Source organism: Bacillus sp. CBEL-1 (genome assembly GCF_004348885.1).
In the GTDB taxonomy this organism is placed as follows: domain Bacteria; phylum Bacillota; class Bacilli; order Bacillales; family Bacillaceae_H; genus Priestia; species Priestia aryabhattai_A.
On the sequence record NZ_SBIM01000003.1, the window covers coordinates 14,649 to 28,162 of the forward strand.

General features: G+C 38.7%; 14 protein-coding genes. 3 read left to right on the top strand and 11 right to left on the bottom strand.

All coding sequences use genetic code 11. The features are described 5' to 3' along the window. Positions 1–20: 20 nt before the first annotated feature. Genes accB through EPL02_RS00290 form a run of 6 tightly spaced genes read right to left on the bottom strand, consistent with a single transcriptional unit; the run spans position 21 to position 5,084 of the window. Positions 21–458 carry an acetyl-CoA carboxylase biotin carboxyl carrier protein gene (accB, locus tag EPL02_RS00265; RefSeq protein ID WP_131886747.1) on the bottom strand — a complete coding sequence of 146 codons (438 nt, stop codon included), beginning with the start codon at positions 456–458 and terminating at the stop codon, positions 21–23. A 22-nt stretch (positions 459–480) separates the two neighbouring features. After that, a complete protein-coding gene (locus EPL02_RS00270; RefSeq protein ID WP_131886748.1) occupies positions 481–1,464 on the bottom strand; it encodes a 5-oxoprolinase subunit C family protein in 984 nt (327 codons plus the stop codon). A 2-nt stretch (positions 1,465–1,466) separates the two neighbouring features. Further along, entirely contained in the window at positions 1,467–2,216 is a 750-nt protein-coding gene (gene pxpB / locus EPL02_RS00275; RefSeq protein ID WP_094910060.1) for a 5-oxoprolinase subunit PxpB, read from the bottom strand. Positions 2,217–2,233: 17 nt separating this feature from the next. Further along, the gene (locus EPL02_RS00280; protein WP_131886749.1) at positions 2,234–3,016 is read right to left on the bottom strand and encodes a putative hydro-lyase; all 783 of its coding nucleotides are present in this window, start codon (positions 3,014–3,016) and stop codon (positions 2,234–2,236) included. A gap of 56 nt (positions 3,017–3,072) precedes the next feature. Beyond that, complete coding sequence (locus tag EPL02_RS00285) at positions 3,073–4,302, bottom strand: NRAMP family divalent metal transporter (RefSeq protein WP_094910058.1); 1,230 nt, start codon at positions 4,300–4,302, stop codon at positions 3,073–3,075. A 17-nt stretch (positions 4,303–4,319) separates the two neighbouring features. Continuing rightward, on the bottom strand, positions 4,320–5,084 hold the full coding sequence (locus tag EPL02_RS00290) for a LamB/YcsF family protein (protein ID WP_131886750.1): 765 nt from the start codon (positions 5,082–5,084) through the stop codon (positions 4,320–4,322). Positions 5,085–5,341: 257 nt separating this feature from the next. Here EPL02_RS00290 and EPL02_RS00295 point away from each other — a divergent pair, with 257 nt between their 5' ends. Next, positions 5,342–6,190 carry a C40 family peptidase gene (locus EPL02_RS00295; protein ID WP_131886751.1) on the top strand — a complete coding sequence of 283 codons (849 nt, stop codon included), beginning with the start codon at positions 5,342–5,344 and terminating at the stop codon, positions 6,188–6,190. A 37-nt stretch (positions 6,191–6,227) separates the two neighbouring features. Here the strand turns inward: EPL02_RS00295 and EPL02_RS00300 are convergent, their stop codons facing one another. From EPL02_RS00300 to EPL02_RS00320, 5 genes are all read right to left on the bottom strand, one after another. Beyond that, positions 6,228–6,599: a GNAT family N-acetyltransferase gene (locus tag EPL02_RS00300; RefSeq protein ID WP_094910055.1), complete on the bottom strand. Its 372-nt coding sequence runs from the start codon at positions 6,597–6,599 to the stop codon at positions 6,228–6,230. A 28-nt stretch (positions 6,600–6,627) separates the two neighbouring features. Further along, the gene (locus EPL02_RS00305) at positions 6,628–7,278 is read right to left on the bottom strand and encodes an MtnX-like HAD-IB family phosphatase (protein ID WP_094910054.1); all 651 of its coding nucleotides are present in this window, start codon (positions 7,276–7,278) and stop codon (positions 6,628–6,630) included. A 21-nt stretch (positions 7,279–7,299) separates the two neighbouring features. Next, positions 7,300–10,500, bottom strand: coding sequence for a DEAD/DEAH box helicase (locus EPL02_RS00310; RefSeq protein WP_131886752.1), 3,201 nt, complete (start codon positions 10,498–10,500; stop codon positions 7,300–7,302). Between the two features lie 126 nt (positions 10,501–10,626). Then, entirely contained in the window at positions 10,627–11,262 is a 636-nt protein-coding gene (locus tag EPL02_RS00315; RefSeq protein WP_131886753.1) for a response regulator, read from the bottom strand. A gap of 12 nt (positions 11,263–11,274) precedes the next feature. After that, complete coding sequence (locus EPL02_RS00320; RefSeq protein ID WP_094910051.1) at positions 11,275–12,393, bottom strand: GAF domain-containing sensor histidine kinase; 1,119 nt, start codon at positions 12,391–12,393, stop codon at positions 11,275–11,277. A 285-nt stretch (positions 12,394–12,678) separates the two neighbouring features. On the opposite strand from EPL02_RS00320, the gene EPL02_RS00325 reads away from it, so the two are divergent. After that, positions 12,679–13,017 (top strand): hypothetical protein, encoded by a 339-nt coding sequence (locus EPL02_RS00325; protein WP_025911084.1) that lies wholly within the window; start codon positions 12,679–12,681, stop codon positions 13,015–13,017. Between the two features lie 171 nt (positions 13,018–13,188). After that, entirely contained in the window at positions 13,189–13,467 is a 279-nt protein-coding gene (locus EPL02_RS00330; protein WP_094910049.1) for a hypothetical protein, read from the top strand. The last annotated feature ends 47 nt before the right edge of the window (positions 13,468–13,514 follow it).

The following is a 13,514-nucleotide window of genomic DNA, read 5'->3' on the forward strand; positions in this document are numbered from 1 at the left end:
ATCTCACTCCTTATTAGCCCTCATTGCTTGATTAAAAATAGAGGCTGGTCGTATTCGACAATGTCCCCGTCTTTCACAAGAACCTCTACAATTTCTCCTTCGATTCCCGCTTCTACTTCATTAAAAAGCTTCATTGCCTCTACGATACAGACGATATCGTTAGCATTGACTTTATTCCCTTCAGAAACAAAAGGTGAAGCTCCTTGTTCATGAGAAGAATAAAATGTTCCAACCATAGGAGAACGAACTTCATGAACTGATTTTGATACCTCTTCATTTTTTAATGGAGACGTGGGTTCTATCTCATTGGATTTGCTAGGGGGTATTACTTTTGTTTCCTCTTTCGTTAGTGATTTATCGAGAACAATCTTTGTTCCATCATGTTCCACATGTAGTTTTTGAATGCCGCCTTCATTCATTAAAGATATAACCTCTTTTAACTCCGCAGTGTTAATCATTCTTTTCTCTCCTTTTGCTTTTTTAAGCTTGTTTTTGATAAAGTGCAATTGAACACGCTAACTGCTTCATAGTTTTTTCGTTCTCTAAATAAATTTGTTCAGCTTCTTCTAGCGTAATATATTGAAAATAAATGCTTTCCCCAGGCTTTACCTGAGCTAGAATTGGCAAGTCAGCCGTGATGACCTGAGCAATTTTTGGATAGCCACCCGTTGTTTGTCGATCTGCTAATAGAATGATTGGATTTCCATCTGGCGGTACTTGAATGGATCCATTCGTTACGGCTTCTGATAGCAACTCTACTTTTTCACTAAGTGCAAGCTCAGGACCTGCAATTCGATAGCCCATACGATCTGATTGAGTACTAACTTTAAAGGCTTGCTCACTAAATGCTTGTTGACTTTCTTTAGTAAACAAATCAAATTGACTGCCTTTTATTACACGGATAATGGGCTTTTTTTCAAACGATAAGCGCTCGTGAAAATTCACATACCAGTTTGGCATATGTACATGACTTGCCACCTTTACATGCTGTTGTTGAGAAGTAGTGAATTTAACTACATCGTTTGCTTGTAATGCGCGCCCTTTGTAACCACCTAACTCGCCACGTAAATATGTACTTTTACTATTCATAACAGGAGATACTGAAAATCCACCTTTTACTGCTAAATAAGCTCGACATCCTTTTTTACAGGGTCCAAATTGAAGGGTGTTTCCTTTTGATACGTAGATCGGCTTCCACATGTGTACAGGCTCATTGTTAATGTTGGGTGCCAAATCGCCACCAGTGATAGCGATTACACAATCTTTTTCAAATTCAAGTGTTGGACCCATTAAAGTCATTTCTAAACAAGCTTCTTTTTCATCGTTTGCAACTAACAGATTTGCTACGCGTAAAGAATACGTATCCATAGCTCCGCTCACTAAGACACCGTGTTTTTGGAAACCAGTTCGTCCTAAGTCTTGTATAGTCGTTAGTAAACCTGGTTTTAAGACCTTTATGCTCATGCTTATCTCTCCTTTGTAAAATTTAAGAATTCACGCTCTGTGATAGGGATGAACTTGACGATATTGCCTGCTTCAAGTAAACTAGGCGGATTTTGCTCTGGTAAGAACAAAGGCTTTGGTGTTTGACCAATTAGCTGCCATCCTCCAGGCGTAGAGATTGGATAAACGCCTGTTTGCATTCCTGCAATCCCAACAGATCCTTTTGGAATACTGGAGCGAGGAGAAGACCTTCTCGGCGCCTTAATTTTCTCTGACATGCCGCCTAAGAATGGGAATCCTGGCGCAAATCCGACCATATATACGAGGTATTCGCCACTCGAATGAATGGATACAACTTCATCAGGAGTCAAATTATTAATCTTCGCTACGTCCTGTAAATCTGGTCCGTATTTACCACCATAACAAACTGGTATTTCTACAGTTGAAGAAGTTTGATCTTTATCGTCTGGTAAACTAGCAAGCTTTTTTTCTACTAAACCCGAGACAATTTTAAAAGGAGATGTTAAAGATGAACCTTGCATTTGATACGTTTGATAGACAATAAGCGGGTCGTAAAAAATCGTTAAGTTTGTAAATGCAGGGACACTTTCGATAAAGCCTTCAAACGGCGTATCTTCAAGTGCCATCATAAGCGTCATAATTTGTTTATGAGTACCGACGCTCATTTCTGAACCGAATGTTACAACAATTGCGGAATCCCCAAGCGGTGTAAGCTCTGCGATTGTCTTCTTTTTATTTACTACTTTAATCATGTTCTTCACCTCGTTTATCAAATTCCTAGCTCATCATCACGTATATCCGTAATAAGCATATGTCCTGGAGCGTGCGTAATCATAATGGATGGCTTAACCTCCATCGCAACGGCTTGTGGTGTAACTCCACAGGCCCAGAAAACAGGTACTTCTCCTTCAAAAATAGTTACTGCATCACCAAAGTCTGGCTGGTCAATCTGTTGAATGCCAATTTCTTTTGGACTCCCAATATGAAGAGGGCCTCCATGAACAGAAGGAAAACGAGAAGTCACCTGCACCGCGCGAGGTACGTCCCGATAAGGCATAGGGCGCATACTTACAACCGTTACTCCTTTAAATAAACCAGCTGATTTGCATTCAATATTGGTTTTATACATAGGAACATTACAGTTCTCTTCAATATGCCGGACTGGTATACCGTTGTTTAACAAAGCGTCTTCAAACGTAAAGCTGCAACCAATCAAGAAACCTACCATATCTTCTTCCCAAAGCGATGTAATATCTGTTACCTCTTCTGTTAACACACCTTCGCGATACACGCGGTATTTAGGTAAATCTGTACGAATATCTGCTCCTTTGGCAACGGTTAGATACGGCGAACCGATTTCTGTTACGTCTAACAGTGGACACGACTTTGGGTTACGCTGACAAAATAGTAAAAAGTCATACGCATGTTCCTGTTTTAAGATTGCTAGATTTGCCTGAGCATATCCATTTGCCATCCCTGCTGTTGGTCCAGTGATTTTCATTTCACGAATGAGCTTACGGATTTTTTCTGGTGTTTCAGCTGCATAACTCATATTTGGTCTCCTTTCAACAATACGGAGGTGAATAAGACCATTCACCTCCAGCTCCGTTATTTAAATAATAAAGGCAGTTGATTAATTAATGTGTATCCTCCCATTAGTGCCATCACAATTACCACAAGACTACCTGAAATCGTTAACCAAAGAGGATGTTTGTAATCTCCTACAATATCTTTTCGGTAAGCAGCAACCAAGAGCGTTCCAAGAGCAATTGGCAAAATGAGTCCATTTATTGCGCCAACTAATAGCAATACTTTAACGGGCTTTCCAATAACTACAAAGCAAAGTGTCGATAAAATAATAAAACCAATAATCACCCATTTATGATGCTGCTCTAATCGTTTGCTAAATGTACGAATAAACGATACAGATGTGTAGGCTGCTCCAATAACAGAGGTAATAGCCGCTGACCACATAACAACTCCAAAAATTTTATAGCCAATGTTTCCTGCCGCTAACTGAAAGACTGAAGCGGGTGGGTTGCTTGGATCAATTTGAAGCCCTTGTGATACAACGCCAAGAACTGCTAAAAAAAGCGCAATACGCATAACAGATGTGATTAAAATGCCAACTACTGAGCTTTTGGTTACCTGTGGTAGCGCATCAACACCTTTTATTCCTGCGTCTAATAATCGGTGACCTCCAGCAAACGTAATATACCCACCTACAGTTCCACCTACTAACGTAACAATCGCTACAATATCAATCGTATCGGGCATTACCGTTTTTACTACAGCTTCACCAACAGGAGGGGCTGTTTTAAACGCTACAAAAAACATTAAGCCAATCATGACAAAACCTGCGTACTGTGTGAAACGATCCATAGCCTTTCCAGCTTCTTTAATTAAAAAGATTGCTACTGCAATGATTGCACTTACAATCGCTCCGTATTCAGGTGCTATGCCAAACAAGGCATTTAATCCTAATCCAGCCCCTGCAATGTTTCCCACGTTAAAAGCAAGACCTCCCATCACAATGAGCCCAGCAATTACATAGCCAAGTCCTGGTAGCACCATGTTAGCAATGTCTTGTCCTCTTTTTTCAGATACAGCGATAATTCGCCATACGTTGGTTTGTGCAAAAATATCTAAAATAATTGAAACTAAAATAACAAACCCAAAGCTAGCTGCTAATGTTTGAGTAAAAACAGTAGTTTGAGTTAAAAAACCAGGACCGATAGCAGACGTGGCCATTAAGAAGGCCGCTCCCATCATAAGCGTCCAGTTTAGTTTAGGGACAGGCGAAAGTTGCTGTTTTTTTGCTTGTTTTATTGGCTCCATAGTAGTTCCCCTCTCAATTATCGGTATGACACAGCGGTACGCGTAATATCTGCTTGTTTAAACGCTGAATTGAGTGCGTATGCAAACTGCAATGCATGGGTACCATCTCCATGAATGCAAACCGTATCAGCTTGAATAGGTACTACTGTTCCTTGCTGAGACTGCACTTCTTTATGCTCAATCATTCGAATAACTTGATTAATCGCTACTTCGTCTTCTTCGATTAAAGCACCGTTCATTGTTCGAGGAGTTAAAGAGCCATCTTCTTGATATGTACGATCAGCAAATACTTCATTAGCTGTTTGAAGGCCTAATTCTTTTCCTGCTTTTATCAGTTCACTTCCAGATAAGCCAAATAAAACAAGTTCAGGATTCACTGCATATACAGCTTCAGCAATTGCTTTTGATAATGCGGCATCTTTCGCCGCCATATTATAAAGAGCACCATGTGGCTTTACATGTTGCATAGTGCCCCCCTCAGCTTTTACAAATCCGTAGAGTGCACCAATTTGATATACGACTAAATCATAGGCTTCATTAGGCGTAATTTGAATATTTCGACGTCCAAACCCGCGTAAATCTTGCAAACCAGGATGAGCACCAATGGCCACATCATGATGCAACGCAAGTTTTACGGTTTCTCGCATAACGGTTGGATCTCCAGCATGGAAGCCACATGCGATATTAGCCGAAGAAACAAACTTTAAAATCTCTTTATCGTTTCCAATCTTATAGACTCCATAACTTTCACCTAAATCACAGTTCACGTCAATGCGTTTCATTTCTTCATCCCCTTATCTATCTTGTTGTACCGAAAAACGGAACTTAAATTCCGTTTTTCGGTTAAATTGATTTTATCATTTAAAAGTCTGCTGCACAAGATAGTTGTCAGAACATTTAACATATTAGGTCAATTCTATTAATTAAAAAGTTCTTGGATAGGTATTTCACTACAGGAAAAAAGAATCTCGAAATCCAGAGTTTTCTAAGTCATAATTCAAAAGGTAGTCTTTTTATAAAAGCGAAGAGGAGGAAAAAAATGAAAAAGCGTCAACTAATTGCGGCTGCAATTATAGGTATCAGCTTACTTTGGACTTCACCTACTAAGTTTAACGCAGCGGAAATGGATACTACTAAAGTGGTGGAGGCTGCTCATGAATTAACAGGAATTAACTATGTTAGCGGTGGTGAAACCAAAACAGAAGGATTCGATAGCTCAGGGTTCATTTACTATGTAGTAGAAACAGCTTTAAATGTAGATATGCCACGCACGCTAGAAGGACAAAGTGCACTAGGAACAGAAGTAAATAAAAGTGATTTAAAAGCGGGAGACCTTTTGTTTTTCTCTACAAACTCTCCTTCCCTTACAAGCGCTGCAATTTATATTGGAGATGGACAGATGATATTTCCTTCTACTTCAAAAGGTGAAGTTGTTAAGGAAAGCTTCAAAGATAGTGCATTTTGGAATGAACATTTTGTGAAAGCAAAAAGACTCAGTGCCTCTACCTTTTCATTTTCAGACTATAAAATTGTCTCTGAGAGCCGGGAACAACTAGGTGTTTCGTACCAATTTGGAGCAGAAAGTCCAGAAGATGGTTTTGACTGTTCGGGCTTTATTCAATATGTATTTAAAGAAGCGTATAACGCAGCACTCCCACGCTCTACGGATCAACAATGGAAGTTTGGTACATATGTCAAAAAAGAGGATCTACAAGTTGGAGACGTTGTCTTTTTTGAAGATACATATCGCAGCGGAATTTCGCATGCGGGTGTTTACATTGGTAAAAACCGCATGATCCATGCCAAACATAAAGAAGGGGTTACCGTTGATTATTTAACGGACAAATATTGGCAAGATAAATACGCCGGTGCTAAAAGAATGCGCTAATAAAAAAGACCATCTTCAAGCCTGAAGATGGTCTTTTTCATGACAATATCGTTTTGACAAAAGTAGTGGGGTCGCTTTCAGCCGTTTTAAACCCTAATCGTTCCCAAAACTGGTTGTATCTTTTGTCCTCAGAGACGTTTAGCTCTACTTGAGTTGCATGACACTTCTCTTCAAGTAAGAGATAAGCTTGCGTTCCGAAACTATACCCTTGATAGTCGTTGTGAATAACGAAAGTATGAATGTGACAAGTGCTCTTAATGGTTTCAGTGTGCACATAGCCAATGTACGTGTCCTCTAACTTAATTAGAAACTGCTCCCCAACTGACTTTATGTTTTTCGTCTTCGTTGATTTTAACATTTCTTCAACGATATAGTGTGTATCTGCTACGACCGTTTCAAATGTAATCATGCTGTTAACTCTCCTCTTGTAGATATGTTTAGTTCCACAAACCTTTTTGATTAAAATACGATGTAATTTCTTGAAAAGACGCTACTTTCACGTGCGGAACGTTCTTTTTGTCCAACAAATCTTGGAGAGCAGATTTTGCAAACGTGATGTCTGCGTAAGCTGCTGGGTGTGAATCCGGTTCACTATCACCAGCAAAATAGACCTGCTCGTATCTTTTCTTGAAATCCTGAATAACTAACGATTTGTCAATTCCGTAACGATCAGAATAGCTCCAGTGCTTAGGATCAATTTGCAAATGAACATTTTTTTGCTGGAACACACCGGTGTTTGAAAGCACCTCGACATTCTCTACACCATGCTTTTTCAGAAGAGGTCGAATGTAGTAATCTGAACCTGCACTTAAAATATAAAAATCTCCGCCTCTTTTTTGCACTTCTTCAATAAAAGCAGGAACTCCAGGATCAATTTCAATTTCATCGATGTCTTGTAAAATAACGTCTTCGTTTTGGTTAATTGAGCTGAAGACAGTAGACAAAAAGTCAATGTCCTTCAGCTTACCCGCTTTCCATTCTGTATAGAGCTTTCTACCTTCAGGAAAATATTTTTCAATCACAATCCAATAAAAATCCTTTTGAGAAATGGTACCATCAAAATCCGATACAAAAGCAAAACGTTTCATTTTATCTTCCTTTCATATGAGCTACATCTCTAAAAGTTCTCGTAGTTCCTCTTCAGATAGACTTGTTAGCATCGTTTCACCCGGTTGAATGACCTGGCTAATCAATTCTCTTTTCTTTTGCTGCATCTCATAGATTTTTTCTTCAATTGTGCCTTGGGCAATTAAGCGAATCACTTGTACAACATTCTTTTGACCAAGACGATGAGCCCGTCCTGCAGCCTGTTCTTCAACAGCTGGATTCCACCACAAATCGTATAGAATGACGGTATCTGCTCCCGTTAAATTTAGCCCTGTCCCACCAGCTTTTAACGAGATTAGAAAAATATCGTGCTCGCCTTCATTAAAACGATTGGCCATTTCTACTCTCTCTTTCCCGTCTGTTTGACCATCCAAATAGAAAAAGGAAATGCGCTCTTCTACGAGCTTTTCTCTAATGATATGAAGCATGCTGGTAAACTGTGAAAAAATCAGCATCCTTTTCCCATTAGCTAATGCTTGATGCACGGTTTCTAGCAGCTGCTCGAGCTTGCTGGACTCCGCTTCGTAATTTTCAATAAAGAGCGCAGGATGACAGCAAATTTGACGTAAACGCGTTAATCCAGCTAAGATTTTCATGCGATTTCGCTGAAAATCCTCCGTTGTTAACGAGCTTTTCAACTGCTCTAAATAGCCAACGTACAGCTCTTTTTGCTCTTTTGACAACTCTGAGCGCTGCGTGGTTTCAATTTTATCGGGAAGTTCTTTTAGAACATCCTTCTTCACGCGTCGGAGAATAAACGGACGCACTAATTTACTAATACGCTCTGAAGACATCTTTTTAAAACCTTGCTGGCTTGGTAACAAGCCTGGTAATATCGTTTGAAAGATAGACCACAGTTCTTCAAGTGAGTTTTCAATAGGTGTACCGCTTAATGCAAAGCGCTTTGGAGCAGCTATTGTTCGTACCGCTGCAGCTGCTTTCGTAGCATAGTTTTTAATTGTTTGAGCTTCATCTAAAATTAGAGCATGAAACTCTTTTTCTTTATATAAAGGCATATCTTGTCTAAGCGTTGGGTAAGACGTAATAAAAATATCTGCGCTTTCTTGAAGCAAATCGCTTCTCTCTTTTGGAGTTCCAACAATCGTTTGCACCTTTAAAGAAGGCGCAAACTTCTCAAATTCATTCTTCCAATTGTAAACTAAGGAAGCGGGTACAACAATTAGCGATGGCTGTAATACATCGTTTTGTTCTTTTTCTGAAAGTAGATAAGCAATCGTTTGAAGCGTCTTTCCAAGTCCCATATCATCAGCAAGTATCCCTCCTAATGAATACTCGGATAGGGATTTAAACCACCGAAATCCTGTATACTGATAGTCTCGAAGCTCTGCATACAAACTAGAAGGTAGACGCCAATTACTTTCATCAGGTGCTCCAATACGTTTAACAAGCGTTTGAAAAGCTTCGCTTAATCGACCTTTAGCCTGCTGTGATTGACCAAGAATTTCTTCAACCTGCATTCCTTTATAAAGCGGGACGTGAAGGCGATTTTCTTCTAGCTCTTCTTTTTTTACATTAAGCTCTGTAAACAAGTCTCGAATTTGCTGAAATCCACCTTGCTCAAGCGAAAGAAATGCCCCGTTATTTAAGCGGTAATATTTTTTCTTTTCAAGTACAGATCTCAGGACTTCTTGTACCGTTTTATCATCAATTCCAGCTAAGTCAAAGTTAATTTCTAATAGGTTGCTTTGCTGTTCTAAATCAATACTTGTTACCAAGTTTGAAGCATCATAGAGCGTTTCTTGTTTTGCTTCTTCACTTATACGAATGTCTACAAGTCCTTCAAGTTGAGGAAGAATACGAAACAGGAATTCAAACATCGCTTCTTCATCTTGCTGAAGATAGAGCTGATTTTTATAAATATTAATGGGTGCGTGTTCAATAATATCCATAATAATTGCTTCTTTTTCCATGTCTCGTACCAGAATAAACTTTGGTTTTTCATCGGTATTCTGGAAGGGGTTAATCGCAAAATCACCGTAATGATATTCAAGCGTTACAAGAATCTGTTCGCTTTCTTTCTCTACCCACAGCTTTGCCTGTAAAGGTGGAGACATAACTTGATTTTCTACCGCTTGTGAAATTTTCACTTCTCCTACTTTGCGTAAGCCAGGTACTACTTGTGACAAAAACGTTCCCATCTGTTCGTCATCAACCGATAGAATCGGCTGAATTGGCATATTTTCCAGCAATCCTTCTACAAGCTTTCGCTGCTTCTTCGTGAGTTCGTAAAAATGACCACTCGCAAAAATCCAACGATAACGATTGAAAAAAGAAGCTTCGTCTAGCTCTCGAAAATTAATTTGAAACTCTTTGGCTTGGTTTTCATCAATAAAAAAAGAAAATGGAAGACCTTCTTTTTTCAATAATACATCTCTATATGTCTCATCTTCATGAACAAAAGTCCAATCTCTTCCTTTCAACGCGTGTAAAAGCGGCTTTGCTACAGACGTCGGGATAACAAGCTCTTTATTAGTAACCGTTCGTCTCGGAGAAGCGTAGGTTTGTTTATAAAAACGTTCGCTTTCAACAATTTGCTGTAAAAGATTAAGAACAATTTCATCTTCTCTCGTAAAATAATGTACGATTGGATCATATGAAAATCGTTTGGTAAACTCATGAGGTTCATCTTCGGCTACATCTTCTAAAAAAGATTGCAAATCTTTTACAACGTAGGTACGATCAACTCCTACCTTCACCTCAATTGTTAAGTAAAGCTCCTCGTCTCGAGAAAAGCGTTCTGAATGAGACTTACAAATATATTCAACCGATAACTGTTCCTTCTCATCCTTGCTGTCACTCTCGATAACGGATTGATGAAAATCTGCGAAGGATTGAATAAAAGAATTGACGCGCTGGTGTTCATAGCTTTTCCGCCGAGATGTTGATGCAACGTCAGTCTTTGTTGCTTGCTGTTCACAAATGGCTAAAAGAACCGCTACCTCATGCTTACATTCACCAAATTCATGATAAGCTAGGCATTCACAAGAAGAAGCGTATCCTTGTTCTTTCATTTGAATCATAACCGTATATGATTCCGTTCCTTCAACAAATCCTATCCATGTTTTCGTTTGTTCATTGTATTCTAAGTCTGTAACTCGCTGTTGTTGATAATATGTATGACCTCTATAGTAGGTTCGACTTGAATACGCATCTTTTAAATACGCTTCATTTAACATTCGCATCTTTTAACTCTTCCTATCGCTAATTTTTTCCTCATAAAATAAATCATGCTCAAAAATACTTGAGCATGATTTATTTAATCTCTCCATTATACCATGTACATCCATTCGGTACTACCTAACCTATTTCTAAACATGATGCTCTACAGCATATAGAGCAGCTTGGGTACGATCTTGAACCTGAAGTTTTGATAGGATGTTTGAGACATGCGTTTTAACCGTCTTTTCTGTTATATGTAGAGCAGCTGCGATTTCTTTATTGCTTTTTCCTGAAGAAATTTCTTTTAATACTTCACGCTCTCGCTTGGTTAATAAATCTAACAACAAAGGCTCTTTTTTTACCGGTTGCGTTAATTTATTTAATAAGTGCGCTGTTATTTTGGGACTTAGCTGATGTTGACCGTTTAGTACATTTCGAATTCCCACTATCAGCTCATCCGGGTCACTTTCTTTTAGCTGGTAACTTTCCGCCCCTGCTTCTAAAGCTGGTATGACGTGATCTTGATCTGAAAAGCTCGTTAGAATCATTACTTTCACGTTTGGCTGCTCTTGCTTAATTTGTTTAGTAGCCTGAATGCCATCAAGCCCCGGCATTGATAAATCCATCACCACAAGGTCAGGCTGTAGTTCTTTCACTTTTCGGACGGCTTCCTGCCCACTTGACGCTTCTCCCACAATTTCTATATCAGGCTGGGTCTGTAAAAATAACGCTAACCCTTTGCGAACGACATGATGGTCATCTGCAATTAAAATACGTATCCTCATCGTTCTCTCTCCTTAAAAAGGAACAGCAATTTGAATCGTTGTTCCTTCTCCTAGTTTACTAGTTACATGAAATGTACCAGATTGCTTCTCAACTCGCTGCTTCATTGCTTTTAAGCCAATTGTAGGAAGCATTGCTGATTCATACTCTTCGTAGCAAAAACCCATCCCTTTATCACTAACGGTCATAGTAACCTTTTCTTTTTGAATCGATAAAAGGAGTTTTACATCATGTACACCTGCATGCTTTCTGCAGTTGTTCATGGCCTCTTGCCCAGCTCTAAACAGCATTTCCTCCACGGAAGCTGGTAAAAAAGCCGTTCCTTCTCGAATTGCGTTTACGCTTAAACCAATCATTTCACCATAGCTTGTTAACGCACAAACAAGTCCTTGCTGCAACCCATCAGGACGAAGCTGTAAAATCAGCGCTTTCATCTCCGCTTGCGCTTGGCTAGCCGTTTGTTGAATTAGTTCAAACATATCCCCCGATGCCCCGTGGCCAATTTTTGTTCCTGCTTTAGCAGTGAGCTGAATTGAGAATAAAAGCTGATTAACAGAATCATGAAGATCTTGTGCTAAGCGATTTCTTTCATCTCTAAGTCGCATCTCTTGTTCTTTCTTTATTAAGTCTAATCGTTTCAGAGCCGTCCCAATTTGAAGCGCGACAGCACCTAATATATCTAGCTCTTGTTGATTAAAATACTGTTTTCCCGGTGCCGCAACGTTCAATATGCCAAACTGTTCTTTCCCTGAATAAAGAGGAACGGTTGCATGATGAGTGATGTTATTCGTTTCGCCCCAATCGTGAACGGTAGCTTCATCCAGCCTTTTGCACTCCATTGTATTTGTTGCTTTTGTTAGTTTGCCGTTACAATAGCGGCTAACACACCAACAGCTGCCATTACGCATAGGTTCAATTTGATGATTCGTTAACCCGTCAGGTAAATTATGAGCAGCCATGAGTTCATAATTTCCACACTCGTCAATTAAAAAAATCCACCCCGTATGCAGTTGAGTTGCTTTAAGCAGTTGGACCAGAGTACCTTGAAGCATTTTCTTTACGTCTGTACTTTCATTTAGAATTTCTGCAATGTCTTTTAATATTTTTAGTTCATTCAACTGTTCGTTTGTCATCTTCATCACCTAATTTAGATATATAGCTATTGTACCATATAGCAATGGTAGTTCATTCCAACTACCGCTTGATTTTTGAAAAATATAAAAATAGTTTGTTAGATTCTTTAACAATTCCCTAGCGTTCGATTTTCATTGGAACTATACTACAATTAATACAAGAACTCGCAAAAAAATGTCAGAAATTGAGGATGAATTTCATAAAAAAATATTATTGAAAACGCTTCCAAAAATAGATTGTTAGTGCTAAAATGAATTTATTAAAAGGATAGGGATGTGACCGTCGTGAATAAATTGTTTTTAGAAGAATTAAAATACATTATCCAATGCGAAGTACCTCTGACAACATATCGCTTAACGCAATTAGAAGAAAAATTCTCAAAGCGATCAGAGCTTATTATTGAAATGTATCAACTGCTCTTCGAAAAGCGTCATGTTCTTTTATTTATAGACAATCTGGAAGCGGCCGTATACGAATACCTTGTGAATCGTGAAATTTCTAATGCAAAAACACGTTACGGTGCAGTTTTATTTGTGGCAAATTTATTTGGTGAAACACCTACATATATAAAATGTAAGATTGCGAAATATCAGCAGTCCTCTATTTCGAATATGAGTGCGTAGTAATAGGTTGTTTGCGAAGAGAAATCCTTCAACCGAGGATTTCTTTTTGCTATTTAACACTTGTTCCTTTTTCCTCAGGCGGAAGATAAAAGGTTATGATTGAAAATCGTCTATCATGTAAAATCTTCAGCGTATGACTTACTGACTTATAATTTAAAGGAGGCTGATAAGATGAAGGTTATGTTTTTTGTAGATCGCTATTTCTTTCTCGAAAAGCAGGTTCACGAATACATGAAAGTACTAGTTGTCAAAACCCCTGAACAAGTGCTGCATTATTTTGAAAAACAATTAATGAGATATCAACGTCTATTATTACTTCAAAACCTTGACGCTTATCCGGACAGCGTTATTACCTCGATTCATTATCTGATTAAAGATTACTCTTCTGCTATTCACAAAGTCCAAACTTATTTAAGTTATCAAAAAGAGCTGCAATTATTAAATGATTAATCGTAGGAATGCTATATGAAAAAGCCCTCTAGCTCATTCATTTTATC